Below are 25,286 nucleotides of genomic sequence, written 5' to 3' on the forward strand. Positions count from 1 at the left end.
ATCACTTGCTTCCATCGCACTGCGAGACGATTCATCTCTCCTTTTGCGAAGCCAGATGGCATGGGTTTTATGCCCGCCATCAACCCCGGCCAGTTCTGCTGACCGGGGTTTTTCTTTTTTCCGGCGACACGCTTCACGGCAGGGCATTGACCTTTGGCGCCGGGTGTCAAAAACTAGGCCCCTATGTCAGGCAATGCAATCAATCCCGGGTGGCGCAACCGTCTAAACACTTTTTGGGCCGGCGCCGGCGCGGTGCTTCGTTCGCCCCGCTGGCATCGCCGCGTGGCCTGGGCCGTCGGCATCTGGCTGCTGGTCTGGGCGCTGGCCTATGTGGCCGTGCCGCTGCTCGTCAAGTCGCAACTGGAACGCCTGGGTTTTGAAAAGCTGGGTCGCCGGGTGAGTGTCGGTTCGGTGGATTTCAGGCCCTGGTCGCTGGAGCTGACGGTGCATGACCTGGCGGTGGCCAAAGCCGGTCCGGCCGCTGCCGAGCCGGCTTCCCCGCAGGCCGTTCCCCAGCTGAAAATCCGCCGCCTCTATATAGATGCGGAACTGGCGTCGCTGCTGCGGCTGGCGCCTGTCGCCGATGCGCTGGCGGTCGAGGAGCCGGCGCTCTCGCTGACCTATTTCGGCCAGGGGCGCTATGACATCGACGGCATCCTGGAGCGGCTCAAGACGGCCGAGCCGCAACCGGCCGGCGACGGCGCGCGGTTTGCGCTTTACAACCTGGTGCTCAGCGGCGGCCGGGTGGACGTTGCCGATGAATCGGTCCACGCCACGCACAGCCTGCACGACCTGCACCTGGCGGTGCCCTTCCTGAGCAATCTGCCTTCTCAGCGCGAGATCAAGACCGCGCCCCGGCTGGCGTTCGTGCTCAACGGCAGCCGGTTTGACACGGCCGCCGTGGCGACGCCGTTCGCGCCGACGCGCCAGACCGACGCAACGCTCCAGTTGCGCGATCTTGACTTGCAGCCCTACCTGGCGTACTGGCCCGACAGCCTGCCGTTCCGGCTGCAAAGCGCCGTGCTGCAGGCCGACATCCAGCTCGCGTTCGAGCAGAACCCCGCGCCAAGCTTGAAGATTTCCGGAAGCGTCACGGCCGGCAAGGTGCGGCTGCTGGAAGCCCGGCCGCCCGGCAGCGCGCCCGGCGCCGGTCCCGAACTGCTGGCCTTTGACCGCCTGCATCTGGTGCTCGACGATGTGCGGCCGCTGGAGCAACTGGTCAAGCTGTCGGCGGTGGAACTGGGCGCGCCCCTGCTCTCCGTCACGCGCGACCGGGCAGGGCGGCTTAACCTGCTGCCGGCCGGGCAGCCGGTTGCTACAAAAAGCGTAGCTGCAAGCTCACGTCCAGCAAGCGGAGAAGGCCAAAATGATGCTAAAAATCAGGCCGCAACGACTTCCGCCCAACCCTGGCGCATCCAGGTGGACAGCGTGGACGTCAAGGGCGGCGCGCTGGACTGGCGCGATGAAAGCCTGCCGTCGCCTGCCCGCATCCGCCTCAAGGACCTGACGCTGAATGCCACGTCAATCGCCTTTCCGTTCGCGGACAACGCGCCGCTCCAGTTCAGCGGCTCGCTCGGGCTAGCCCCGTCCATGCCGGCTTCTTTGCCCGTGCAGGTCAAAACCGCTGCAAGGTCGGCCACGAAACCGCAGGTCGCCGTTGCCGCCGTGCCGCCGTCAAGTCCGCCAACTGCTACGCTTTTCACCTTCAAGGGCTCGGCCACCGACACGGCCGCCAATGCCACGGCCACCGTCAGTGCCTGGCCGCTCGACATGGCGGCGAAATACGTCGGCCAGTTCCTGCTGCCCGCGCTCAGCGGCCGGCTGGATGCCGACATCGGCTTGACATGGCGGGCCGCCCAGGCCGGCAAGCCGCAGGCCCTGCGCATCATCGCGCCCGCGCTGGCGCTCAGCGATGTGCAACTGGCGCAAGGCGGCGACGCGCTGGTGTCGGTGCAGCGCGCGGAACTGGCCGGCGTGGACATCGACCTGCCGGGCCAGTCCTTCAGCGCCGCCAGCCTGCAGCTCGGCCAGCCCCGGGCGAAGGTCGAGCGCGATGCCGGCAAGCGCTGGATGGTTGAACGCTGGCTGGTGGCCCGCGAACCGTCAGCCGCAGCGCCCGCCGCCGCATCTGCCAAGCCGGCCGCCCCTTCGTGGGCCGTCGCCATCGATGAAGTGGTGCTGGACGGCGGCGCCATGTCGTTTTCCGACAAGGCCGGCGACAAGCCGGTGGCCTTCGAGGTCACGGCGGCAAATGCCCGGCTCGGCGCGCTGGTGCTGGGCGACCGCCCGGCCGGGCGCAAGCAGGCCGCGCAGGCCATGCCGCTGTCGGCTTCGCTGCGGCTGGCCAGCGGCCGGTTTGCGCCGGGCAAGCTCGATTTCAAGGGCGATCTGGCCCTGGCGCCGCTGCAGGCCAAAGGCCAGCTGGCGGTCGAGCGACTGCCGGTGCAGGCGTTCGAGCCTTATTTTGCCGGCGCGCTGAACATCGAACTGCTGCGCGCCGATGCCAGCTTCAAGGGCCGGGTCGCCTACCGCGACACCGCCGCCGGGCCGCAGGCCGAGGTGGCGGGCGACGCGGCGCTGGAGTCGTTCAGCGCCAACACCCTGGCGCCGGCCGAGGAACTGCTGGCCTGGAAGTCGCTGAACGTGCGCGGCCTGAAGGTGGCGCTGGAACCGGCCAGGCCGACGCGGGTGGACGTGCGGGAAACCGTGCTGAGCGACTTTTTTGCCCGCGTCATCATCCTGCCCGACGGCCGCATCAACCTGCAGGACCTGGTGAAGCCGGCAACGACCGGGGCCGGTAAAACCCCAGCCGATGCTACAAAAAACATAGCTGAAAACGCAATACAGACCAGCGGAAACGGCCTAAAAAACTTGAAAAACCCGGAAATTGCCGCCGCCGCGCCGTCCGGCCCCAAGCCGGTCATCAACTTCGGCCCGATCAGCCTGCTCAACGGCCAGGTGCGGTTTTCCGACCGCTTCGTCAAGCCCAACTACTCGGCCGACCTGAGCGAGCTGACCGGCACGCTCAGCGCGTTTTCTTCCGTAGCGCCTGCCACGCCGGCCAACGGCGCGGCGGCGGCGCCCGCCATGGCCGACCTGGAACTGCGCGGCAAGGCCGAAGGCAGCGCGTCGCTTGAAATCACCGGCAAGCTCAACCCGCTGGTCACGCCGCTGGCGCTGGACATCACCGGCAAGGTGCGCGACCTGGAACTGCCGCCGCTGTCGCCCTATGCCATCAAGTACGCGGGCTACGGCATCGAGCGCGGCAAGATGAGCGTCGATGTGAACTACGTGGTCTTGCCCAACGGGCAGCTCACCGCCAAAAACAAGCTGGTGCTGAACCAGCTCAGTTTCGGCGACAAGGCCGAAGGGTCCACGGCCAGCCTGCCGGTCAAGCTGGCCGTGGCGCTGCTGGCCGACCGCAACGGCGTGATCGACCTGGACCTGCCCATCAGCGGCTCGCTCAACGACCCGCAGTTCAGCCTGGGGCCGGTCATCGTCAAGGTGATCCTCAATGTCATCACCAAGGCGATCACCGCGCCCTTCAGCCTGCTGGCCCGCGCGCTGGGCGGCGGCGGCGACGAACTGGCGACGGTGAACTTCGCGGCCGGCAGCGCGCAGTTGTCGCCAGACGCCCGCGCCGGACTCGACAAGGTCGCCAAGGCACTGGCCGAGCGCCCGGCGCTGCAGCTCACCGTGGTCGGCACCGGCAGCCTGGATGCCGAGCGCGACGCCTACCAGCGCGAGCAGCTGGCCGAACGCGTGCGCGCCGAAAAGCGCCGCCAGCAGGGCGGCGCCGCGACTGAAGCCGCCAGCGTCGGTGCGGACGAATACCCGGCGCTGCTCAAGGCGGTGTACCGGCAAAGCGAGCTGCCCAAGCCGCGCAACCTGGTCGGCCTGGCCCGGGACCTGCCGGTCGGCGAGATGGAAAAGCTGCTGCTCTCCGGCATTGCGGTCAGCGCCGAAGACCTGCGCCAGCTCGCTGTGAAGCGCGGCCAGGCGGTCAAGGATTACCTGGTTTCGCGTGACTTGCCGCCCGCCCGGCTGTTCCTGGGCGCGGCCAAAGCCGTGCCGCCAGACGCCAAATGGACGCCGCATGCCGAACTTAATTTGGCAATGCCGTAAAAACAGCGAAAATACGCGGATTGCTTTAATGTCTAAAGCTGTAGGTAGCCAGGCCTTGCAAGCCACAAACCAAATTTTTCTTCGCTGACAGAACTTCCTGTTCTTCGCCCCTTGAGTCTTGACGCTGCCGGCAGGCACGCTGGTTTGGGGCTTTGAATGCGTGGCGCAGGTGCTGTTGCTGGCGGCTTTTTTTCCGAAACGATTGTTAACTATGCTGCGCTTTCCCTTGTCCAAATCTTCCAAAGCCGACACCACGCCGGCCGCCGCCGTGAAAACCAGCCCCGGCAAAAGTGCCGAAGTCCATCCGCTGGACGGCCTGACGGGCGGCGCTTTTTCAGCCTCCACCTCGGGCGAGCGGGCTTCCCGCATCCGCCAGTGGCTAGCCACCGACCCCAGCGTCGAGCAGATGGCCGAGGTCTACAAGGACCTGGCCAACCGCGACAAGGGCGCCGCCAAGCCCCTGAAGGAAAAGCTCGACGAAGCCCGTCGCAGCAGGGGCCAGGAAGCCGTCGCCGCCGAATGGGCTGAAAAAGCCCAGGCGCTACTGGCGCTGCCCAAGCTCAACCTGGCCAACGCCCTGGCCTGGCAGCGCGATGCCGCCAAGGCCGGCGCGCCGCTGTCCAAGGAGCCGCTGGCCGGCCTGAAGGTGCAGCTCGCCGAGCGCGTCAAGACGATTGAAGACCTGCAGCACCGCACCCAGGTTCAGCGCGAGGCCGCCGTGCTGATCGCCCAGCGCATCGAAGTGCTGTCGATCAAGCCGTGGCGCGATGCCGAGTCCGTGCTCGAAACGCTGCGCCTAGATGTCGCGCACTGGCAGGCCCAGGCCGACGAACTGACGCAGGATGCCAACTGGGCCAGCGTCGATGGCAAGTTCCCGCCGCTGCTGGAAGCTTCGCGCGGCCAGCTGCTGGCCGTCTGGGAAGCCTTTCAAAGCGCGCTGGCCGTGGCCATGAAAGCTGCTGAAGATGCGACTGCGCCACTGCCCGCCGTGCCGGTCTGGGCCGACGAGCTGCGCGCCGCGCGCGGCCAGCCGACCTCGAAATCCGAACAACACAGCGCTGCCGACGCCGGCCAGCCGGCCCGCGCGCCCAAGACCAAAATGGACCCGGCCGCGCTGAACGACCTGCGCGCCAAGTCGTCCGCCATCGTGCAGCAGGCGCTCGCCAAGCTGGAGCATGAAGTCACCGAAGGCCACGGCAAGTCCACGCCCAAGGTCGCCGCCGAACTGCGCCAGGCGCTGAAAGACAACATCCGCCACATCGACAGCAAGTTAGAGGCCGCCGCGCATGCCGCGCTGACCGCCGCTGGCGAACTCGAAGGCTGGCAGCGCTGGCGTGCCGACCAGATCCGCGAGGAACTGGTCGTCAAGGCCGAAGCGCTGCTCGCCAAGCCGCTGGGTGGTCGCAAGCAGCAGGACGCGCTGCGCCACATGCGCGAGCAGTGGAAGACCAGCGACCAGGGCGGCACGCCCAACCACGCGCTGTGGAAGCGTTTTGACGACGCCTGCAACGAAGCGCACAAGGTCGTCGAAGCCTGGCTGGAAAAGGTCAAGGAACAGGCCGAAGCCCACAAGGCCCAGCGCCAGGCGCTGATCGACGAAGTGCTGGCCTGGGCCGAAGCCCACAAGGACAACGCCGACTGGAAAATGCACATCCGCAGCCTGAACGGCTTTGTCGAGAAATGGCGCGAAGCCGGCCACCTGGGCGACAAGGCGTTTGCCGAAATCCAGCCGGTCTGGAAAGCCGCGATGGACCAGGCCGATGCCGGCCTGACCGCCGCTAGAGGCGCCAGCCTGGCGCGCCGCCGCGCCATGATCGAGGAAGCCTCGGTGCTGGGCGCCGAGCCGCAGTTGCGCATCGACGCCGTCAAGTCGCTGCAGCAGCGCTGGCAGCATGAAGCGCAAAGCGTGCCGATCGAGCGCAAGCAGGAGCAAAAGCTCTGGGACGCCTTCCGCAAGCCGATTGATGACGCCTTCCAGCGCAAGACCGTCGAGCGCGAAAAAGCCGCCTCTGCATTGGGCGAACACGACCGTTACGTGCTGGAGGCCGCCAAGGCCGTCGAGCTGGCCACCGCCAGCGGCGACGCGCAAAAAATCCACGCCGCCGCCAAGGCGCTGGAAGCCGCCGTGCGCGGGCAGGTTGCCGCCGCCGCAGCCGATGCCAAGACCGCCGCCGACGTGGCCGATGCCGCCGCCAGCCGCGCCGAATCCTCGGTTTCTGAGCAAAATCAGCCTTCCGCGCAGGATGCGCCTGCACAGGCAGCTACTGAAAGCATAGCAGCCGACGCTACAGTCGATGCCGACGGCAACCCGACGCCTGAAGCCATTGAGGCCGGTTTTTCCGAATCTTCGGAACCCGCCATCGCGCCCGCAGAGCCTGCTGCCCCGCCGAAACCTGCCCCCAAGAAGATCATCGCCATGCGCGGCGACGACCGTCCCGGCGCCCGCAAGGCCGAGCCCGCCGCCGCCGCCGGCCGTGGCGGCAAGTTTGGCGACCGCAAGGACGCGCGTCCGGGCGGCAAGCCCAGCGGCCCGCGCCAGAGCACCGACAACAAGTTCGAGCCTTACCGCCCCGAGCGCACCGAGCGTTTCAGCGAACGCAGCGAGCGTCCGGCATTTGAAGAGCGCGGCCCGCGCCTGGGCGATGCCGCCTTCCGCGCCCAGCGCGAGGCTTTCGAGGCCGCCAACCATGCGCTGAAAAAGCTCGCCATGCAGGCCCACGGCGAAGTGCTGACCAACCTGCTGACCGCATGGGAAAAGCGCGACCCCGAGCAGCTGCCCGCCGTGCAGGAACTGGGCAAGCAGGTCGCGCCTGCGGTGCGCACCAGCTGGGTGAAGGCGCTGGGCGAGCCGGCTGGAAAAGATGCCGCCGAATCGCTGCTGCGCCTGGAAATGGCCGCCGAACTGCCGACGCCAGCCGAGCACATCAGCGCGCGCCGCATGCTGCAACTGCAGTTGCTGACCCGCCGCAATGCGCCCGCACCGACCGAAACCTGGGGCGAAGACACCGCCAAGGTGCTGGCCGCCGAGTTCGACGCCGGCAACGCGCGGCGCCTGCAGAACGCGCTGAAGGCCTTGCTCAAGCGCTGAAGCCGCGCGCTTCCGGGCTAAAGGAGACGGAAATTGAAAAGTGCCGGTTTCAATTGGCTGTCATTGCGGGCTTGACCCGCAATCCATGGCCCCGGGTTCATGGATGCCGGGTCCCCGGATCAGGTCCGGGGCAGGCTCAGCCCGGCATGACATGGCTACATCGGAAATTTCCGCTTCCCTAACACTGCACGGCAACCCGGCACCGACGTTTTTCAAGGCGTTGGTGCCGGGTTTTTGCCTGTTGCCCGCCCAGCCCGCGCCCACTCCGATTCCCCTCATTCCCTCCAACGCCAGGACGCCATGACGCCCCAGGACTTTATTCAAAAATGGGGTCCCGGCGGCCCGGCCTGCGGCCTGAACGAAGAGCAGGGCGCGCAAAGCCATTTCCTCGACCTGTGCGAACTGCTGGCCGTGCCCAAGCCCGGCAGCGAAGCGGGCTACTTGTTCGAGGAAAAGAACAGCGTCATTGGCGGGCGCACGGGTTATGCCGACGTGTTCAGGCCGGCGCCTTTGCCTGGGAAAACAAGGCACCCGGCAAGAACCTGGACGCCGCGCTCAAGCAGCTGCTCAGCTACAGCCTCGCCCTGAGCAACCCGCCGATTCAGGTGGTCTGCGACCGCCTGACGATCCGCATCCACACCCAGTTCACCGGCCACCCGACCGAAACGCACACGGTGCTGCTGGCCGAGCTGGCGCAGCCCGACAAGCTGGCGCTGCTGCGCCGCATCTGGACGGCGCCCGAGAGCTTTCGCCCGAAGAAAACCAGCCGCGACATCACCGAGGCCGCCGCGCGCAGCTTTGCCACGCTGGCCGAAGGCATGCGCAATCGCGGCCCGGCGAAAGACGCCGACCCGCAGGGCTGGCAAACGCATGCCGACGAGGTCGCGCATTTCCTCACGCAATGCCTGTTCTGCTTTTTTGCCGAAGACGTGGGCCTGCTGCCCGGCCGCATGTTCGAGGGGCTGGTGAACAACCGCAAGCTCACCAGCGAAAAACTGACCGGCGGCATGCACAACCTGTTCAGCGTGATGCGTGACGGCGGGCTGTACGGCAACGACGACATTCCGTGGTTCAACGGCGGGCTGTTCAAGACCATCAAGGTGCCGCCGCTCAGCGTGATGGAAATGACCGAGCTGCGCAATGCCGCCGGCCTGAACTGGAGCGCGATTGACGTGTCGATCTTCGGCACGCTGTTCGAGCGCGGGCTCGACCCCGGCAAACGCAGCCAGCTCGGCGCGCACTACACCGACCCGGCCACCATCGAGCGCATCGTCGAGCCGGTGCTGAAGCGCCCGCTGCTACAGGTTTGGGAGCAGCTCGTGCCCGTGCTGCAAGCGCATCTGGCCAAAAGCACCCGGAAAGGCGATAAAAACTACAAGGCCGCGCAAGTCAAATTCATCGGCTAGCTCGACCAGCTGAAAGACTTCCGCGTGTTGGATCCGGCCTGCGGCAGCGGAAATTTCCTGTTCATGGGTCTGAAGGCGCTCAAGGACATCGAGCACAAAAGCCACATCGAGGCGGCCACGCTGGGGCTTGAGCGCGAAGCCGACCTGGTGACCGGCCCGCACAACATGCTTGGCATCGAGCTGAACGAATACGCCGCCGAACTGGCGCGCGTCACGGTGTGGATTGGCGAGCTGCAATGGTGGCTGCTGCACGGCTACGAGTTCAAGACCAACCCGGTGCTGGAACCGCTCGACCACATCGAGTGCCGCGACGCGCTGCTGGCATTTGGGGCTGGCGGCGCCGTGCCGGTCGAGGCCGAATGGCCGAAAGCCAGCGTGGTGATGGGGAATCCGCCGTTTCTGGGCGGCAGCAAGAAGCGCCGCGAACTGGGCGATGGGTACTTTGAAGCCTTGTCAACCGTGTTTGCTGGGCGTGTTCCCGCTGGCGCGGATTTGGTTTGCTACTGGTTTGAAAAGGCCCGAGTTGCTATTGAATGCAACGATTTAGGCGCTGCTGGAATGGTGACAACGCAAAGTATCCGAAGCGGCTCAAACCGCGCGGTCCCCATTGCCATCAGAAAACAAACCCGAATTTTTGACGCATGGAGTGACGAGGCTTGGGTGAACGACGGTGCGGCCGTAAGAGTTTCGCTGGTAAGTTTTGGCATGGGCGAAGGTTGCTTTTTGAACGGTAAACGGGTCGATCAAATTACCGCAGAGCTGGGTGATTCAGTGGCGAGTGATACCAATCCCGACAGACAAAGAACCAAAGCCAGCGATCGGAGTCTGAGACATATTGGCTCTCGCAGGAGGTTACGAAAATGTTATCTCAGCACATCATTGATCAGCTGCAGCCCTATGATTTCGACCGACTGGCCCACAAGGAAAAGGATGGGCGCCGGCGACTGCGCCTGATCGCGCTGGCGCACCTAAAGGACGGCAAGAGCTATACCGAAGTGGCGGCTGCATTGCGCGTGACCCGCCACGCGGTCATGCGCTGGGTGCAATGGTTCCTCGCTGGCGGCGTGGCCCGTCTGGCCGGCATGCCGCATGACTGGAGCACGCAGCGCCTTGCCAAAGCACAGGAGGAAGCGTTTCGCCAGGCGGTCGAGCAACTGCAGGGCGAACGCGGCGGCGGTCGGGTGCGGGGCGAAGACATCCGCCAGTTGCTGGCCGGGCAGTTTGGCGTGGCCTACAGCCTGAACGGTGTGTATGACCTGATGAAGCGCCTGGGGCTGGTATGGATTTCGGCCCGCGCCGTCAGTCCCTACGCCGATCTGGTTGCACAAGCCGAATTCAAAAAAAAACTTCGTCCAGGAAGTCGCCGCAACGCTGCCGCCAGGCGTTGCGCCTGAACAGGTGGACATCTGGTTCCAGGATGAAATGCGCATCGGCCAGCGCGGCACGCAAACGCGCCTGTGGGCGCGCAAGGGAACGCGGCCCCGGGTGGTGCGCCAGCAGCAGTCCGAATCGGCGTACATCTTTGGCGCCGTCTGTCCACGGCAGGACAGTGCCATCGGTCTGGTCATGCCGCACGCCAATACCGAGGCGATGAGCCATCATCTGCAGGTCCTGAGCGAAGCGGTGCCTGCGGGACGCCATGCCGTGCTGGTGCTGGACCGCGCGGGATGGCACACCACGCCCAAACTGCCGCAGTTCCCGAACGTTTCATTGTTGCCGCTGCCAGCGGGGTCGCCCGAGCTCAACCCGGCCGAGCAGGTGTGGGCGCAACTACGCGACCGGCACTTGGCCAACCGCTGCTACGACGGCTACGAGCAGATTGTTGACGCCTGCTGCGACGCCTGGAATGCCTTCACGCAAATCCCTGGCGCCATCCGCTCTTTGTGCTCCCGCAGCTGGGCAGTGCTGCCCTCGGCTTCGGTTATTTCATGACACGGGATTGGTATGATATGTCACTTGCCAAGCCGCTGGTTGAAAATTCCGGCACCAGCTTTGAAGGCACCAAAAAATACGGCGATTTTGATATTTCGGGTGAACTGGCTCGCTCTTGGTTGCTACAGCCCAACCCACACGGTCGGCCCAATTCCGAGGTGGTTAAGCCGTGGCGTAACGGACAAGGCCTTGCCAAGAGGCCAACCGACACTTGGATTATTGATTTCGGCTCAGAGGCAAGCGAATTCGAAGCTGTATTGTTCGAAGCACCTTTTACACACCTTCAGCGTGTGGTAAAGCCCGAACGGATGAAAGCAAATCTGACCGAAAAGTGGTGGTTGCATGAACGTCCACGCGGGGCCATGCGCATTGCTATGTTGCCACTTTCCCGTTATGTCGCTACGGTGCGCGTGTCAAAGCATCGATATTTCTGCTTCTTGGATTCAACGATTTTGCCGGATACCCGTTTGAACGTTTTCGCTCGCTTGGATGACGGAAGTTTTGGCATTCTTAGCTCGCGCATCCACGAAGTTTGGTCGCTAGCGCAGGCGTCAATGCATGGCGTGGGTAACGATCCAACTTACAACGCCAAATCCTGCTTCGAAACCTTCCCCTTCCCCGCAGGCCTGACCCCCGCCGACACCGCGCACCAGAAAACCGAGGCCATCGAGGGCGGGGCGCTGATCCCGGCCGATATTTCAGCACCAAAAAAGGCTCTTACGCAGAAGGCACGGGCGCAGGCAGCTATTAAAAGCATAGCGATTCGCGAACACGCCATGCACATCGCCCGCGCCGCCAAGCGCCTGAACGACCTGCGCGAGAACTGGCTCAATCCGCCCGAATGGACGCAGCGCCTGCCCGAGGTGATTCCGCTGGGCATGGACGCGTCGCCGTACCCCGACCGCATCGTGCCCAGAAACGGCCACGAAAAGGAACTGGCCGAACGCACGCTGACCAAGCTCTACAACCAGCGCCCAGCGTGGCTCGATGCCGCCCACCAGGCGCTCGACGACGCCGTGGCCGCCGCCTATGGCTGGCTTGACTACCGCGCCGACCTGCCGGACGAGGAAATTCTCAAGCGCCTGCTGGCCCTGAACCTGCAGCGCGCCAAGGTGCAGGGCGCTACTAAATAAATAGCTGCTCGCGCAGGCGGGACGTGCGCAAACGGCCTATTTTTCTCAAAACTGGAGATTTTCAGGTCATCCGGTGCGTTCTGGCCTCACCTCTTCAATAGGGCAAAGAGGCTAACGCGTCAACTTGTTAAAAGCGTGTCGGAATTCAATAATTCAGGGAAACTCAACAACAAGAAGCGCCACAGCATGCAAAGCAGATCAGTCCCGGATGTTCTGAAATTGAGCGTCATCCTTCCGTGCTTCAACGGTGCGGCCACGCTTGCCGTGCAGCTTGAGGCGCTCACGCTCCAGGACTGGCCGGGCGGCTGGGAACTGATCGTCGTCAACAACGGCTCGACCGACGGCTCCATGGCGATGGTCGAGGCCTACCGGGCGCGGCTTCCCGTGCTGCAAATCGTCGAGGCGTATGTACCCGGCACGCCCCGGCTGGGCGTGCCGCATTCCTACAACACGGGCATCAAGGCGGCCACGGGCGATGCGTTTGTGTTTTGCGAGGCCGACGATGAAGTCGCGCCGGGCTGGCTGGCCGCCATGGGCCGCGCCCTGACGGCGCATGACTTTGTGCTGGCGCGGCTGGACCACCGCAAGCTGAACGCCGACTGGCTTCATCCGCCGCACGGCGAGGGCTACCAGTCGGCAGGGCTTTTTCGCATGCCGGTGGCGCCGCATTTGTTCTCGGCCAGCGCCTGTGGTTTTGGCCTGAGCCGCTCGATTTACGAGAGGCTGGGTCCGCTGAACATCGATTTCCCCATTGTTCACGACGGGGAATATTGCTGGCGGGCGCAGCTGGCCGGCTATGCGCTGCACTTTGAAGCCGAAGCGCTGGTGCATTACCGCGAAAAGTCGTCGCTCATGGCGCGGTTTCGCCAGGGGCAGAACTGGGGGCGCGACACCACCCGGCTGCACCACCACTATGGAACGGCGATGGGCCGGCTCAGTTTGCCCCGGCACTTGGTGTCCATGGCCCGGTCGCTGCCGGCAGGCGCCTGGGCAGCGCTGTCGCGGGCCTTGCGGCATCCCCAGGGGCAGGCCATGCTGGCGGAATGGATATGGAGTTTTGGCTGGGCCACCGGCAAGCTGCAGCTGATCTTGCAAAAGCCGGCGCTGTCGCCTAAAAAAGGCATGGCGCTGGCTGCGGCTGGCGCTGCGACAGCGGCGGCGGCTGACCAGGTTGCCTCTGGCTAACCGAGCTTCTGGCCGGTGGCTTAGCCGCCAAAGCAGGCGCAGCCTATTGCCAGCCAAAGCGCCGCAGGTAGTAGCGCTTCATCAGCGTCGCCAGCAGCGCATAGCCGAGCAAGATCGCGGCCAGCCAGCCAAAGTAGGCCGGCGGCAGCGCCTGGAGCTTGAAGTAGCTGGCGAGCGGGCCCATCGGCAGGAAAATGCCTGCGGCCATGATGAGCAGCGTCATTCCCAGCAGCGGCCAGGCGGCGCGGCTTTCAATGAACGGGATCCTGGGCGTGCGGATCATGTGAACGATCAGGGTTTTCGTCAGCAGCCCGACCACGAACCAGCCCGACTGGAACAGGGTCTGCGATTCGATGGCGTTGGCCTTGAACACGAACCACATCAGCGCGAACGTGGTGATGTCGAAGATCGAGCTGATCGGCCCGAAGTAAACCATGAAGCGGCCGATGTCGTCCGGGTTCCACTTCAGCGGCTGGCTGACCTGGTCGGCATCGACGTTGTCAAACGGAATGGCGATTTGCGACACGTCGTACAGCAGGTTCTGCACCAGCAGCTGCAGCGGCAACATCGGCAAAAACGGCAAAAAAACGCTGGCCACCAGCACCGAAAACACGTTGCCAAAGTTCGAACTGGCCGTCATGCGGATGTATTTCAGCATGTTGCTGAAGGTCTTGCGGCCTTCGAGCACGCCTTCTTTGAGCACCATCAGGCTGCGTTCGAGCAGGATGATGTCGGCCGCTTCCTTGGCGATATCGACTGCCGTATCGACCGAAATGCCGATGTCGGCGGCCCGCAGCGCCGGCGCGTCGTTGATGCCGTCGCCCATGAATCCGACCACATTGCCATTGGCGCGCAGGCTGCGCACGATGCGCTCCTTGTTCATCGGCGACAGCTTGGCAAAGATGGTGTGCCGCTCGACCGCTTCGGCCAGCGCCGGGTCGTCCATGGCGTCGATCTGCGGACCGAGCACGATGCCTTGCACTTGAAGGCCGACCTGGCGGCAGACCTCGGACGTCACCAGTTCGTTGTCGCCGGTCAGTATCTTGACGGTGATGCCGTGGACCGCCAGCGCCTTGAGCGCCGGCGCGGTCGATTCCTTGGGCGGGTCGAGAAAGGCGATGTAGCCCATCAGCATCAGCGCCGACTCGTCGGCCACCGAATACACCGACTGGCTGGGCGGGATTTCCTTCATCGCCACGGCGACCACGCGCAGGCCTTTCTCGTTCAGCTCGCGCGTGACGCGGTGCACGCGCTCGAGCATGGCAGCGTCCAGCGCCACGATGTTGTCGCCATCGCGCACCTGCGTGCAGATGGCGGTAACTTCTTCCACCGCGCCCTTGCAGATCAGCTCGTGGTGGTGGTTGCGTTCGGACACCACGACCGACATGCGCCGGCGCTGGAAGTCAAACGGAATCTCGTCGATCTTCTGGTAGTTCTCGGCCAGCTGCAGCGCCTGGTGGACTTCGGCATGCTCCAGCACCGCGTGGTCGAGCAGGTTTTTCAGGCCGGTCTGGTAGTAGCTGTTGAGGTAGGCAAAGCCCAGCACTTCCTCCGATTCGCGGCCGAACACGTCGGTGTGGCGCGCCAGGGCGATCTTGTCCTGCGTCAGCGTGCCGGTCTTGTCGGTACACAGCACGTTCATGGCGCCAAAGTTCTGGATGGCGTCGAGCCGCTTGACGATGACCTTCTTGCGCGACAGCAGCACCGCGCCCTTGGCCAGCGTGGACGTGACGATCATGGGCAGCATCTCGGGCGTGAGCCCGACCGCCACCGACAGCGCGAACAAAAAAGCCTGCGGCCAGTCGCCCTTGGTGAAGCCGTTGATCAGGAAAACAATCGGCACCATGACCAAGGCAAAGCGGATCAGCAGCCAGCTGACCTGGTTGACGCCGGCCTGGAAGGCGTTGACCTCGGACGTGTCGGCCGTGATGCGCGTGGCCAGCGCGCCGAAGTAGGTGTGGTTGCCGGTGGCCAGCACGACGACGGTTGCCGAGCCCGACACCACGTTGGTGCCCATGAACACCAGGTTGGCCATTTCCAGCGCGCTCCCGGCCTTGGCCCCGGCCTCCGGAAATTTCTCGACCGGCAGGGATTCGCCGGTCATGGCCGACTGGCTGACAAACAGGTCCTTGGCGCTCATGACGCGGCCATCGGCCGGAATCATGTCGCCGGCCGACAGCAGCACGATGTCGCCGGGCACGAGCTGCCTGATCGCCAGCTCGACCTGGCCGGCCGGCGGCATGCCGGTCGCGGCGGGTGCCCCGGCGCCGCCACGCCGGATCACGGTGGCCTGGTTGCTGACCAGCTCCTTCAGCGCCAGCGCGGCCTGGTTGGAACGCCGCTCCTGCACAAAGCGGATCAGGGTGGACAGCGCCACCATGCTGCCGATCACGATGGCCGCCTTGAGGTCCTCGGTGACATACGACACGACCGCCAGCAGCGTCAGCAGCAGGTTGAACGGGTTCTTGTAGCTCAGCCACAGGTGCAGCCACCACGGCATCGGCTTTTCGTGCTCGACCTCGTTCGGGCCGACCCGGGCGCGGATGGCGTCGGCTTCGGCGTCGCTCAGACCTTCCTTGCGGCTGCCCAGTTGCGCCAGCACGCTGCCCAGGTCGTCCCGTGCCTGTCGTTCCAGTTGCCGGGACAAGGGATCGGGCACCGCCCCGGCGCGGCCTTGTTTCGGCAGCGACTCGAAAATCGCCCGGCTGCGAAACAGATGGCTGGTGCGGCGCGAGGCCAGGAAGCGCCCAAAAAGCTGGCTGAAGATGTTCATGGAAATGGGCTGTTTTTTTTTGTTTTTCCGCCTGGCAGCACTAGCCACCATCACCTGTGCCGAACGTGGCTGGAATTTACGCTTTTTTTGTGTCCGTACTGGCGGGCTTTACAAGCACTTGGTGATGCGGGTTACCCCGTCGCCTTGCCGGTCGGTGCGGCACGCTGGGCTGCTACTTAATCAGTAGCAGGCTGTGCAGTTGCAGCCTGCGAAACAGCCTTGTTTCGCTTGAAAAACTGGTCGAACAGATCGGTCAGCGGCGCAAAGTCTTCGGTGAAGCGTTCGCGGTTCACGAAGTAAGCCTCGCAAGCCACGGCAAAGAACTCGGCCGGCGCGCTGGCGCCATAGGCGTCCAGCCAGGGCGGCTCGGCGCCGAAGCGCTCGGCCATGGCGACGCGCTCGCGAAACTGGTCGTAGGCCGCCTGCATGACTTCCTGCCAGTGCGCCTGGGCGGCGCGGGACGGCAGGGGCGGGCAGCCGTCGGCCGCGCCGTCCTTCATGTCGATCTTGTGGATGAATTCGTGGATCACGACGTTGTGGCCGCGCTCGGCCGACGCGCCCGACGCGGCCACGTCCTGCCAGCTCAGCGTGACCGGGCCGCCGTGCATCGCCTCGCCGAGCAGCGCTTCGCGGTAGTCGTGCACCACGCCGGCGGGGTCGATGGCCTTGCGCCGCGCCAGCATCGCGCCCGGGTGTACGACGATGCCGGTGAAATCGTCATACCAGCCCAGCCCCAGGCGCAGCACCGGCAGGCAAGCCTGCGCGGCAATCGCCACGGCCATGCCGTCGGTCACTTCCAGGTCGTGCGCGCCGGTGAATTCCTTGTGCAGCAGGAAGCGGCCGACCAGCAGGCGAAGCGCCTGCCGGTCGGCGGCGGAAAGTTTTTCCAGGAAAGGGTAATGCCGCAGCGTGGACTGCCACAGCGCTTCGGGAATCGCCTTGGGCCGGGCGCCGGGCAGGCCCAGTGCGCCGGCCAGGTTTTTCAGCCAGTTCAGCATGGCGCCGGCCTCATGCGACAGGCAGGGCGATGCGCCGCAGGCCGCTGCTGTCCAGGCGCAGCACCTCGGCGCGCGGCACGCTGGCCTGCGCGTCCCAGTCGCTCAGCACCACGCGCGACAGGCCATCGCCCAGGTCGTGCAGCGCGGGCTTGTGGGTGTGGCCGTGGATCAGCGTGGGGGCATTCGCTGCCTGCAGCCACTGGCGGGCGGCGTCAATGTCCACGTCGGCGTAGTCCATGCTTGATCGCTTGCGCGCCTCGCTTTGCCGGCGCATCTCGCGCGCCATGGCTTGGCGTTCGGCCAGCGGCTTAGCCAGAAAAGAGCGCTGCCAGCCGGGGCTGCGCACTTGCTGGCGGAATTCCATGTAGTCAAGGTCGTCCAGGCAGAGCGCATCGCCGTGCGACATCAGCCAGCGCTGGCCGGCAAAGCTCAGTACCGTCGGATCGTCGAGCAAGGTAGCGTGGCAGGCGTCCATGAAGGCCGGGCCGACCAGGAAGTCGCGGTTGCCGTGCATGAAGAAAAGCGCCAGCCGGCTGCCCGCCTGGGCCAGCACGCGGGCGCAGCGGTTTTCAAAACTGGTTTGGGCAGGGGCGGAAAAGTCGGCGCTGACGGCGTCGTCGCCGACCCAGACTTCAAACAGGTCGCCGAGGATGAACACCGCATCGGCCGGCGTGTGCTGCAGATAGTGTTGCCACACGCTGAAGGTCGCGGGCTCGTCGGCGAACAGGTGCAGGTCGGAAATGAAATCGACCGTGCGCCACGATGGCGAAGCAGCAAGCTCGGCCAGGGGGGGCACGGTCGAAAAAGGGTGCATGTCGGACTCAATCAAGCTCACACAAGCTCAGTCCGGCTGCCCAATCAAGCCAGCGCGACGGCTTTTTCGATCACGACGTCTTCAACCGGCACGTCGTCATGAAAGCCCTTGCGGCCGGTCTTGACGGCCTTGATCTTGTCCACGACGTCGGTGCCAGAAACAACCTTGCCGAACACGGCGTAACCCCAGCCCGACGCGTTCTGGCCGGTGTGGTTCAAAAAGCCGTTGTTGCCAACGTTGATGAAAAACTGCGAACTGGCCGAATGCGGCGCATTGGTGCGGGCCATGGCGACGGTGTACATGTCGTTCTTCAGGCCGTTGGTGGCTTCGTTCTCGATCTCGCCGTCGGTCGGCTTTTGCGTCATGCCGACGGCAAAGCCGCCGCCCTGGACCATGAAGCCGGGAATCACGCGGTGGAACACGGTGCCGTCGTAATGGCCCTTGTTGACATAGTTCAGGAAGTTGGCGACCGACTTGGGCGCTTTGTCGGCGTCGAGTTCCAGGGTGATGACGCCGTGCTTGGCAATGTGCAGTTCGACTTTCGGGTTGCTCATGGAGTTGTCCTTTGGAGTGGGTTAGTTGACGAGGGTTGCGGATTTGATCACGACGGGCGTCTTGGGAACGTCCGACGGGAAGGGGCCGCCGCTGCCGGTGGGCACGGACTTGATCTTGTTGACCACGTCCATGCCGCTGGTGACCTTGCCGAACACGGTGTAGCCGGGGGCCAGGGCGTTCGGGTTCAGGAAGTCATTGTCTTTCACGTTGATGAAAAACTGCGACGAGGCGGAGTTGGGCTCATTGGTGCGGGCCATGGCCAGCGTGCCGACGACGTTTTTCGGGCCACCCTTGGCCAGCGCCTCGCGGCCTTCATGCACCACCGGGGCGCGGGTTTTCTTCTCGGCATAGGCGGCGTCGTAGCCGCCGCCTTGCACCATGAAGTTGTTGATCACGCGGTGGAACACCGTGCCGTCGTAGTGCTTGTCCTTGACGTACTGGAGAAAATTCTCGACCGTCTTGGGCGCCTTGTCGGGATAGACCTCGACCACGAAGTCGCCTTCGCTGGTGGCGAACTTGACCTTGGGCGCAGCGGGGTCGGCCGCCAGGGCCGCGCCGGCGCTCAGGGTGAGGGCGGCCAGCAGGAGGGTGGCGCTGCGGCGGGTGAAAGCGGTGCCTGGAATATTCATGAAGTGGTTCTTTTTCAAAAGGTAAAAATTGGAACTCAAGGTGCCTTGGCTGGCGCGGCAGCCTTGGCGGCGGGTGTCAGCAACTGGTTGACCAGCGCCAGCTTGGGCGGCAGCGCGGCGTTGGCGGCATTGAGCTGCAGCGCGCGGCTGTAGGACTGGCTGGCCAGCCGGGCATGGATGTCGCCCAGGTTTTCGTGGGCCGTGGCATAGCGCGGGTTCAGGCGAATAGCCATATCCAGCGATTCCCGGGCCTTGTCGAACTGGCCCAGGCCGGCGTACAGCACGGCCAGGTTGTTGTAGGGCTCGGGCAGTTCCGGATAGTCGCGGTTGAGCTGGGCAAAGGTTTCCATGGCTTCGGCGGTCAGGGCGGTTTCGCTCTGGATCACGCCCTTCAGGAAACGCATCTGCGGATCGCGCGGCTTGGCGGCCAGGTATTTGTCGGCGCCGGCCAGGGCCTGGGGAAACTGTTTGGCGCTGATCAGCCGGTTGACATCGGTGTACTCGTCGGCATGGACTCCCGGCGCGCCAAAAAGCGCGAGCAGCAGCAGGCTGGCCGACAGGAATGACAGGGGACGGCGGAAAAGGACGGCTCGCGTGGGCATAAGACTCTCGTTGTTTTTGGGGAAACAGGGGGCCGCGCCGGGGCGGAAGGTGGCCGCAAGACAAGCCGCCCCGGGCCGGGTTTGCAGCGCCGCAACAGGCGCCGGGCCCGGCTCGATATACTGTTTAATTCTAGCCGAGGGGGTATAGTCACCCTCCTTGCCGTGATGTTCTTTCCCGGTTCCACCGCAAGGATTTCGCTTCCGTTTCAGCGCCATCGCCGCCGGTGGCGCCCGGATATTCAGGTTTTTCCTTTTTCCTCCCCCTGGCATTCCAACGTCAGACCACGCATCCAGACAATTTCCATGAGCCTTCGCATTTACAACACGCTGTCGCGTGCCGTAGAAGATTTTTCCCCTCTTGTTCCCGGCCAGGTCCGCATGTATGTTTGCGGAATGACGATTTACGATCTCTGCCACATCGGCCATGCGCGCATGATGATGGCCTTTGACGTGGTGCAGCGCTGGCTCAAGGTAAGCGGCTACCAGGTCACCTACGTGCGCAACATCACCGACATCGACGACAAGATCATCAAGCGCGCCGTCGAGCGCGGCATCACCATCCGCGCATTGACCGACGAGATGATCGACGCCATGCACCAGGACATCGGCGCGCTGAACATCGAGCCGCCGACGCTGGAGCCGCGCGCGACCGAGTACGTGCCGCAGATGCTGGCGATGATCGGCACGCTGGAAGGCAAGGGCCTGGCCTACCGCGGATCGGGCGGCGACATGAATTATTCGGTGCGCAAGTTTCCGGGCTACGGCAAGCTGTCGGGCAAGTCGCTCGACGAGCTGCGCGCCGGCGAGCGCGTGGCCGTGCTTGAAGGCAAGGATGACCCGCTGGACTTCGTGCTGTGGAAGTCGGCCAAGGAAAGCGAACCCGAGGACGCCAAGTGGGACAGCGCCGCGCTGGGCCACGACTACGGCCGGGGCCGGCCGGGCTGGCACATCGAATGCTCGGCCATGAGCTGCGCGACGCTGGGTGAGACCTTTGACATTCACGGCGGCGGGGCTGATTTGCAGTTTCCGCACCATGAAAACGAGATTGCCCAGAGCGAAGGCGCCAACGGCAAGCCGCTGGCGCGCTTCTGGGTTCACAACGGCTTCGTGCGCGTGGACAACGAGAAAATGTCCAAGTCGCTGGGCAATTTCTTCACCATTCGCGAGGTCCTGGCCAAGTACGACGCCGAAACCGTGCGCTTTTTCATCCTGCGCGCGCACTACCGCAGCGCGCTCAACTACAGCGACGCGCACCTGGACGACGCCCGCAATTCGCTCAAGCGCCTGTACACCGCGCTCGGCCTGGCGGCGCCGGCCGAAGTCGAAATCGACTGGGCCGAGCCGTTTGCCGCCCGCTTCAAGGCCGCGATGGACGAGGACTTCGGCACGCCCGAAGCCGTGGCCGTGCTGTTCGACCTGGCGGGCGAAGTCAACCGGACCGGTTCCGCCCAGCTGGCCGGGCTGCTGAAAAGCCTGGGCGCCTGCCTGGGCTTGCTGCAGGCCGATCCTTCAGCCTACCTGCAGGCCGGTGCCGGGCTGGACGACGCCAGCATCCAGGCCCTGATCGTGCAGCGCGCCGATGCCAAGAAAGCCCGGGACTTTGCGGCCGCCGACCGCATCCGCACCGATCTGCTGGACCAGGGCATTGTGCTCAAGGACTCGCCCCAGGGAACGACCTGGGAGGTGAAATCGTGAAACGTTCAGAATTCTTCAGCCTTTCAGGCCTTTTGCGCACGTGTAGCGGGCGTGAGCAGCTATGAAAAACATAGTAATTGCTGAAACTGCCAGCCCGGCGCCCATCGAGCTGACCGACAAGGCCGGCGCGCCCGAGCCGGCCATCGTCGTGCCGCCGTACTGGCAGGACGCCTGCAAGCACTTGGTCAAGAAGGACCGGGTCATGAAACGCCTGATTCCGCAGTTTGGCAACACTTGCCTGCAGTCGCGTGGCGACGCGTTCAGCACGCTGGCGCGCAGCATTGTCGGCCAGCAGATTTCGGTGAAGGCCGCGCAGACCGTCTGGCACCGCTTCGCCGCCTTGCCCGCCGAAATGACGCCGTCCCATGTGCTGCGCCTGAAGATCGACGACATGCGCGCGGCCGGCCTGAGCGCGCGCAAGGTCGAATATTTGGTCGATCTGTCGATCCATTTCGACGCCGGCCGCGTCCATGTGCAGGACTGGCAGGCGATGGACGATGAAACCATCATTGCCGAGCTGATCGCCATCCGGGGCATCGGCCGCTGGACGGCCGAGATGTTTTTGATGTTTTACCTGACGCGGCCCAACGTGCTGCCACTCGATGACGTCGGGCTGATCAACGGCATCAGCCACAACTATTTTTCCGGCGAATCGGTCAGCCGCAGCGATGCGCGCGAAGTCGCCGCCGCCTGGACGCCATACTGCAGCGTGGCGACTTGGTATATTTGGCGGTCGCTGGACCCTAAAATCGTGCCCGGCGCCTGAGCAACGGTGTGCAGTTCGCTTCGCAATCTGCCTGATCAAGAATTAAAAGTCTGAGGATTACCATGGCAAAAAAGACCTTTCTCGATTTCGAGCAGCCGATTGCGGAGCTTGAAGGAAAAATTGAAGAATTGCGTTATGTGCAAACCGAGTCAGCGGTCGATATTTCGGACGAAATCGAGCAGCTGGCCAAAAAAAGCCAGCAGCTCACCAAGGACATCTACAGCGTCCTGACGCCCTGGCAGATCACCAAGATTGCCCGCCATGCCGAGCGGCCCTACACGCTGGACTACATCCGGGACATCTTCACCGACTTTGTCGAACTGCACGGCGACCGGCATTTCGCCGACGACCTGAGCATCGTCGGCGGCCTGGCGCGCTTCAACGGCAATGCCTGCATGGTGCTGGGCCACCAGAAGGGGCGCGACACCAAGGAACGTGGACTGCGCAACTTCGGCATGAGCAAGCCCGAGGGCTACCGCAAGGCGCTGCGCCTGATGAAGACGGCAGAAAAATTCAAGCTGCCGGTGTTCACCTTTGTTGACACGCCCGGCGCCTATCCCGGCATCGAAGCCGAGGAGCGCGGCCAGTCCGAGGCCATCGGCCGCAACATCTTTGAAATGGCGCAGCTTGAGGTGCCCATCATCACCACCATCATCGGCGAGGGCGGCTCCGGCGGAGCGCTGGCGATTTCGGTCGGCGACCAGGTCGTGATGCTGCAGTATTCGATCTATTCGGTCATCAGCCCTGAAGGCTGCGCATCCATCCTCTGGAAAACGTCTGAAAAAGCGCAGGATGCGGCCGAGGCGCTGGGCATTACCGCGCACCGGCTCAAGGCGCTTGGCGTCATCGACAAGATCGTGAACGAGCCGGTCGGCGGCGCGCACCGCGACCCGAAGCAGATGTCGGCTTTCCTGAAGCGTGCGCTCAACGATGCCTTCCGCCAGGTCAGCGACCTGCCGGTCAAGGAACTGCTCAACCGTCGCTATGACCGGCTGCAAAGCTATGGCCGCTTCACCGACACCAAAGCCGACGCCGGAAAATAGCCTGTTGCATACGCCGCCGCCCGGCGCGGCGCGCCTCATCAAGTCGCTGAATCCGGCGCTGGCGGGTATTGACGCCCTTTTTCCCGCCGATCCATTTTTGCCGCTGGGCGTGGCCTACAGCGGCGGCGCCGACTCGACCGCCTTGCTGCTGGCCGCCGCCGAGCGCTGGCCGGGGCAGGTTCAGGCCTTTCACATTCACCACGGGCTCCAGGCCGCTGCCGATGACTTTGTACGCGTCTGCGAAGCGGTGTGCGCCAAGGCTGGTTTGCCCCTGCATATTGTTCAGGTCGATGCCCGCCATGCCTGCGGCGAAAGCCCCGAAGACGCGGCACGGCGCGCGCGCTATGCCGCGCTGGCCACGGCGGCGACAGCCCGGGGCATGCACGGCATTCTGCTCGGCCAACACGCCGACGACCAGGTCGAAACCCTGCTGCTGGCGCTGAGCCGGGGCGCCGGCCTGCCCGGCCTGTCGGCCATGCCGGCGCGGTTCGAGCGCGGCGGCGTGGTGTTTTACCGGCCGCTGCTGCAGATTCCTTCCGCCGTCCTGCGTGAATGGCTGGTGCGCCAGCCGATTGAATTTGTGGACGACCCGACCAATATCGACGAACGCTACACGCGCAACCGCATCCGGGCGCGCCTGCTGCCCGCGCTGGCGCAGGCGTTTCCGCAGTTTCGGGCCACGTTCGCGCGCAGCGCCCGCCATGCCGCGCAGGCGCAGGCGGTGCTGGTCGAGGTTGCCGCGCTGGACCTGGCCGCCGCCGGCAATCCGCCCGCCATCAAGGCTTTGCAGGCTTTGTCACCAGCGCGCCAGGCCAATCTGCTGCGCTACTGGCTGCTGCAGCAACAGGCCACGCCGAGCGCGGCGCAGCTGGACCAATTGCTGCACCAGGTCACCGCCTGCACCACGCGCGGCCACCGGATTCACCTCAAAGTGGCGACGGGCCGTGTGACGCGGCAGGGCGGCAGCCTGCACTACGCGGCCGCCCCGGCAGGGCGCTGAACGAAAATTGCGCTGGCTATAATTGAAAGCTTTGCTGCCGAGCTGAACAGCGGGCTTTTTCTGAAGCTCTTTTTCCGGACCGCCAGCAGGAAAAAAAATTTCACCACCAACTCCTGATTGACCAACCGCCATGGCTTTGATCGTTCACAAATACGGCGGCACCTCGATGGGCTCGACCGAGCGCATCCGCAATGTCGCCAAACGCGTTGCCAAGTGGGCACGCGCCGGCCACCAGATGGTCGTGGTTCCCAGCGCCATGAGCGGCGAAACCAACCGCCTGCTGGGCCTGGCCAAGGAACTGGCCCCCACGAAATCCGACGAAGCCTACGGCCGCGAACTCGACGCCCTGGCCGCCACCGGCGAGCAGGCTTCCAGCGCGCTGCTGGCCATTGCCCTGCAGGCCGAGGGCATGCAGGCCGTGAGCTATGCCGGCTGGCAGGTCACCATCAAGACCAACAGCGCCTACACCAAGGCCCGCATCGAGTCGATTGACGACGAAAAGGTCCGTGCCGACCTGGACGCCGGCAAGGTCGTCATCATCACCGGTTTCCAGGGCATGGACGAGGGCGGCAACGTCACCACGCTGGGCCGTGGCGGCTCCGACACCTCGGCCGTGGCGGTTGCCGCCGCGCTCAAGGCGCATGAATGCCTGATCTACACCGATGTCGATGGCGTGTACACCACCGACCCGCGCGTCGTGCCCGAGGCGCGCCGCCTGCAGACCGTGAGCTTCGAGGAAATGCTGGAAATGGCCTCGATGGGCTCGAAGGTGCTGCAGATCCGTTCGGTCGAGTTTGCCGGCAAGTACAAGGTGCCGCTGCGGGTGCTGTCCAGCTTTACCGACTGGGATATCGACATCGACGAAGAAGCCAAATCAGGCACATTGATCAGTTTTGAGGAAGATGAAAACATGGAACAAGCCATCGTATCGGGCATCGCATTCAACCGCGACGAAGCCAAAATCTCCGTGCTCGGCGTGCCCGACACCCCGGGCATCGCCTACCAGATCCTGGGCGCCGTGGCCGAGGCCAACATCGAAGTCGATGTGATCATCCAGAACATCAGCAAGGGCGGCTTGACCGACTTCAGCTTCACCGTGCATCGCAACGACTTTGCCAAGACGCTGGACCTGCTCAAATCGAAGGTCGTGCCCGCGCTGGGCGCGCAGGAAGTCACCGGCGACGCCAAGATCTGCAAGGTCAGCATCGTCGGCATCGGCATGCGCAGCCATGTCGGCATTGCCAGCAAGATGTTTGGCGTGCTGGCCGAAGAGGGCATCAACATCCAGATGATCTCGACCAGCGAAATCAAGACCTCGGTCGTGATCGACGAGAAATACATGGAACTCGCCGTGCGCGCGCTGCACAAGGCATTTGACCTCGATCAGCCCGTTGACTGAAACAGCACCGAAGTCGTGCGATAATCTTTGAATTGGAAACGTGACCGAGTGGCCGAAGGTGCTCCCCTGCTAAGGGAGTATGGGGTGTAGAGCCTCATCGAGGGTTCGAATCCCTCCGTTTCCGCCAAATCTAACGCGCAATC

20 protein-coding genes and 1 tRNA gene are annotated in these 25,286 nt (G+C 64.4%); 15 read left to right on the forward strand and 6 right to left on the reverse strand.

The features are described from left to right. The first annotated feature begins 252 nt into the window (after window positions 1–252). The 9 genes from EC86_RS0102135 to EC86_RS0102165 all read left to right on the forward strand — a co-directional run bounded on the left by EC86_RS0102135 (window position 253) and on the right by EC86_RS0102165 (window position 12,869). Entirely contained in the window at window positions 253–4,125 is a 3,873-nt protein-coding gene (locus tag EC86_RS0102135) for a DUF748 domain-containing protein (protein ID WP_332258586.1), read from the forward strand. Window positions 4,126–4,336: 211 nt separating this feature from the next. Continuing rightward, window positions 4,337–7,213, forward strand: a complete 2,877-nt coding sequence (locus tag EC86_RS0102140) for a DUF349 domain-containing protein (RefSeq protein ID WP_029524065.1) — start codon at window positions 4,337–4,339, stop codon at window positions 7,211–7,213. A gap of 300 nt (window positions 7,214–7,513) precedes the next feature. Next, window positions 7,514–7,801 (forward strand): hypothetical protein, encoded by a 288-nt coding sequence (locus EC86_RS26845; protein WP_051675679.1) that lies wholly within the window; start codon window positions 7,514–7,516, stop codon window positions 7,799–7,801. 17 nt (window positions 7,802–7,818) lie between these two features. Then, a complete protein-coding gene (locus EC86_RS26850; RefSeq protein ID WP_051675680.1) occupies window positions 7,819–8,619 on the forward strand; it encodes a type IIL restriction-modification enzyme MmeI in 801 nt (266 codons plus the stop codon). Window positions 8,620–8,628: 9 nt separating this feature from the next. Continuing rightward, window positions 8,629–9,573 carry a DNA methyltransferase gene (locus EC86_RS26855; protein ID WP_332258698.1) on the forward strand — a complete coding sequence of 315 codons (945 nt, stop codon included), beginning with the start codon at window positions 8,629–8,631 and terminating at the stop codon, window positions 9,571–9,573. Beyond that, on the forward strand, window positions 9,480–10,013 hold the full coding sequence (locus tag EC86_RS0102150) for a helix-turn-helix domain-containing protein (RefSeq protein WP_029524030.1): 534 nt from the start codon (window positions 9,480–9,482) through the stop codon (window positions 10,011–10,013). The genes EC86_RS26855 and EC86_RS0102150 overlap by 94 nt, the downstream gene beginning before the upstream one ends. Continuing rightward, a complete protein-coding gene (locus EC86_RS0102155; protein WP_198026741.1) occupies window positions 9,940–10,551 on the forward strand; it encodes an IS630 family transposase in 612 nt (203 codons plus the stop codon). The genes EC86_RS0102150 and EC86_RS0102155 overlap by 74 nt, the downstream gene beginning before the upstream one ends. A 17-nt stretch (window positions 10,552–10,568) precedes the next feature. Continuing rightward, on the forward strand, window positions 10,569–11,684 hold the full coding sequence (locus EC86_RS0102160) for a DNA methyltransferase family protein (RefSeq protein ID WP_232229758.1): 1,116 nt from the start codon (window positions 10,569–10,571) through the stop codon (window positions 11,682–11,684). Between the two features lie 219 nt (window positions 11,685–11,903). Further along, window positions 11,904–12,869, forward strand: a complete 966-nt coding sequence (locus EC86_RS0102165; RefSeq protein ID WP_051675682.1) for a glycosyltransferase family 2 protein — start codon at window positions 11,904–11,906, stop codon at window positions 12,867–12,869. 43 nt (window positions 12,870–12,912) lie between these two features. Here EC86_RS0102165 and mgtA read toward each other — a convergent pair whose 3' ends face one another. The 6 genes from mgtA to EC86_RS0102195 form a co-directional block, all read right to left on the reverse strand. Next, window positions 12,913–15,642 carry a magnesium-translocating P-type ATPase gene (mgtA, locus tag EC86_RS0102170; protein ID WP_029524068.1) on the reverse strand — a complete coding sequence of 910 codons (2,730 nt, stop codon included), beginning with the start codon at window positions 15,640–15,642 and terminating at the stop codon, window positions 12,913–12,915. 176 nt (window positions 15,643–15,818) lie between these two features. Further along, a complete protein-coding gene (locus EC86_RS0102175; RefSeq protein WP_029524069.1) occupies window positions 15,819–16,640 on the reverse strand; it encodes a M90 family metallopeptidase in 822 nt (273 codons plus the stop codon). A 10-nt stretch (window positions 16,641–16,650) separates the two neighbouring features. Continuing rightward, on the reverse strand, window positions 16,651–17,454 hold the full coding sequence (locus EC86_RS0102180) for a UDP-2,3-diacylglucosamine diphosphatase (protein WP_029524070.1): 804 nt from the start codon (window positions 17,452–17,454) through the stop codon (window positions 16,651–16,653). Between the two features lie 44 nt (window positions 17,455–17,498). Beyond that, the gene (locus tag EC86_RS0102185) at window positions 17,499–18,008 is read right to left on the reverse strand and encodes a peptidylprolyl isomerase (protein WP_029524071.1); all 510 of its coding nucleotides are present in this window, start codon (window positions 18,006–18,008) and stop codon (window positions 17,499–17,501) included. Window positions 18,009–18,029: 21 nt separating this feature from the next. Next, on the reverse strand, window positions 18,030–18,638 hold the full coding sequence (locus tag EC86_RS0102190; RefSeq protein WP_029524072.1) for a peptidylprolyl isomerase: 609 nt from the start codon (window positions 18,636–18,638) through the stop codon (window positions 18,030–18,032). Window positions 18,639–18,673: 35 nt separating this feature from the next. Continuing rightward, window positions 18,674–19,240 carry a tetratricopeptide repeat protein gene (locus EC86_RS0102195; protein WP_029524073.1) on the reverse strand — a complete coding sequence of 189 codons (567 nt, stop codon included), beginning with the start codon at window positions 19,238–19,240 and terminating at the stop codon, window positions 18,674–18,676. Window positions 19,241–19,543: 303 nt separating this feature from the next. Here EC86_RS0102195 and cysS point away from each other — a divergent pair, with 303 nt between their 5' ends. From cysS to EC86_RS0102230, 6 genes are all read left to right on the forward strand, one after another. Continuing rightward, the gene (gene cysS, locus EC86_RS0102200) at window positions 19,544–20,935 is read left to right on the forward strand and encodes a cysteine--tRNA ligase (RefSeq protein ID WP_029524074.1); all 1,392 of its coding nucleotides are present in this window, start codon (window positions 19,544–19,546) and stop codon (window positions 20,933–20,935) included. 61 nt (window positions 20,936–20,996) lie between these two features. Then, window positions 20,997–21,701, forward strand: coding sequence for a DNA-3-methyladenine glycosylase family protein (locus EC86_RS0102205; protein ID WP_029524075.1), 705 nt, complete (start codon window positions 20,997–20,999; stop codon window positions 21,699–21,701). A gap of 62 nt (window positions 21,702–21,763) precedes the next feature. Further along, window positions 21,764–22,744, forward strand: coding sequence for an acetyl-CoA carboxylase carboxyltransferase subunit alpha (locus EC86_RS0102210; RefSeq protein ID WP_029524076.1), 981 nt, complete (start codon window positions 21,764–21,766; stop codon window positions 22,742–22,744). A gap of 46 nt (window positions 22,745–22,790) precedes the next feature. Beyond that, window positions 22,791–23,744, forward strand: a complete 954-nt coding sequence (tilS, locus tag EC86_RS0102215; protein WP_029524077.1) for a tRNA lysidine(34) synthetase TilS — start codon at window positions 22,791–22,793, stop codon at window positions 23,742–23,744. Window positions 23,745–23,874: 130 nt separating this feature from the next. Further along, entirely contained in the window at window positions 23,875–25,143 is a 1,269-nt protein-coding gene (locus tag EC86_RS0102225) for an aspartate kinase (RefSeq protein ID WP_029524078.1), read from the forward strand. A gap of 34 nt (window positions 25,144–25,177) precedes the next feature. Next, a tRNA-Ser gene (locus tag EC86_RS0102230) sits at window positions 25,178–25,270 on the forward strand. The last annotated feature ends 16 nt before the right edge of the window (window positions 25,271–25,286 follow it).

It is taken from the genome of Polaromonas glacialis, from assembly GCF_000709345.1.
Taxonomy (GTDB): Bacteria; Pseudomonadota; Gammaproteobacteria; order Burkholderiales; family Burkholderiaceae_C; genus Polaromonas; species Polaromonas glacialis.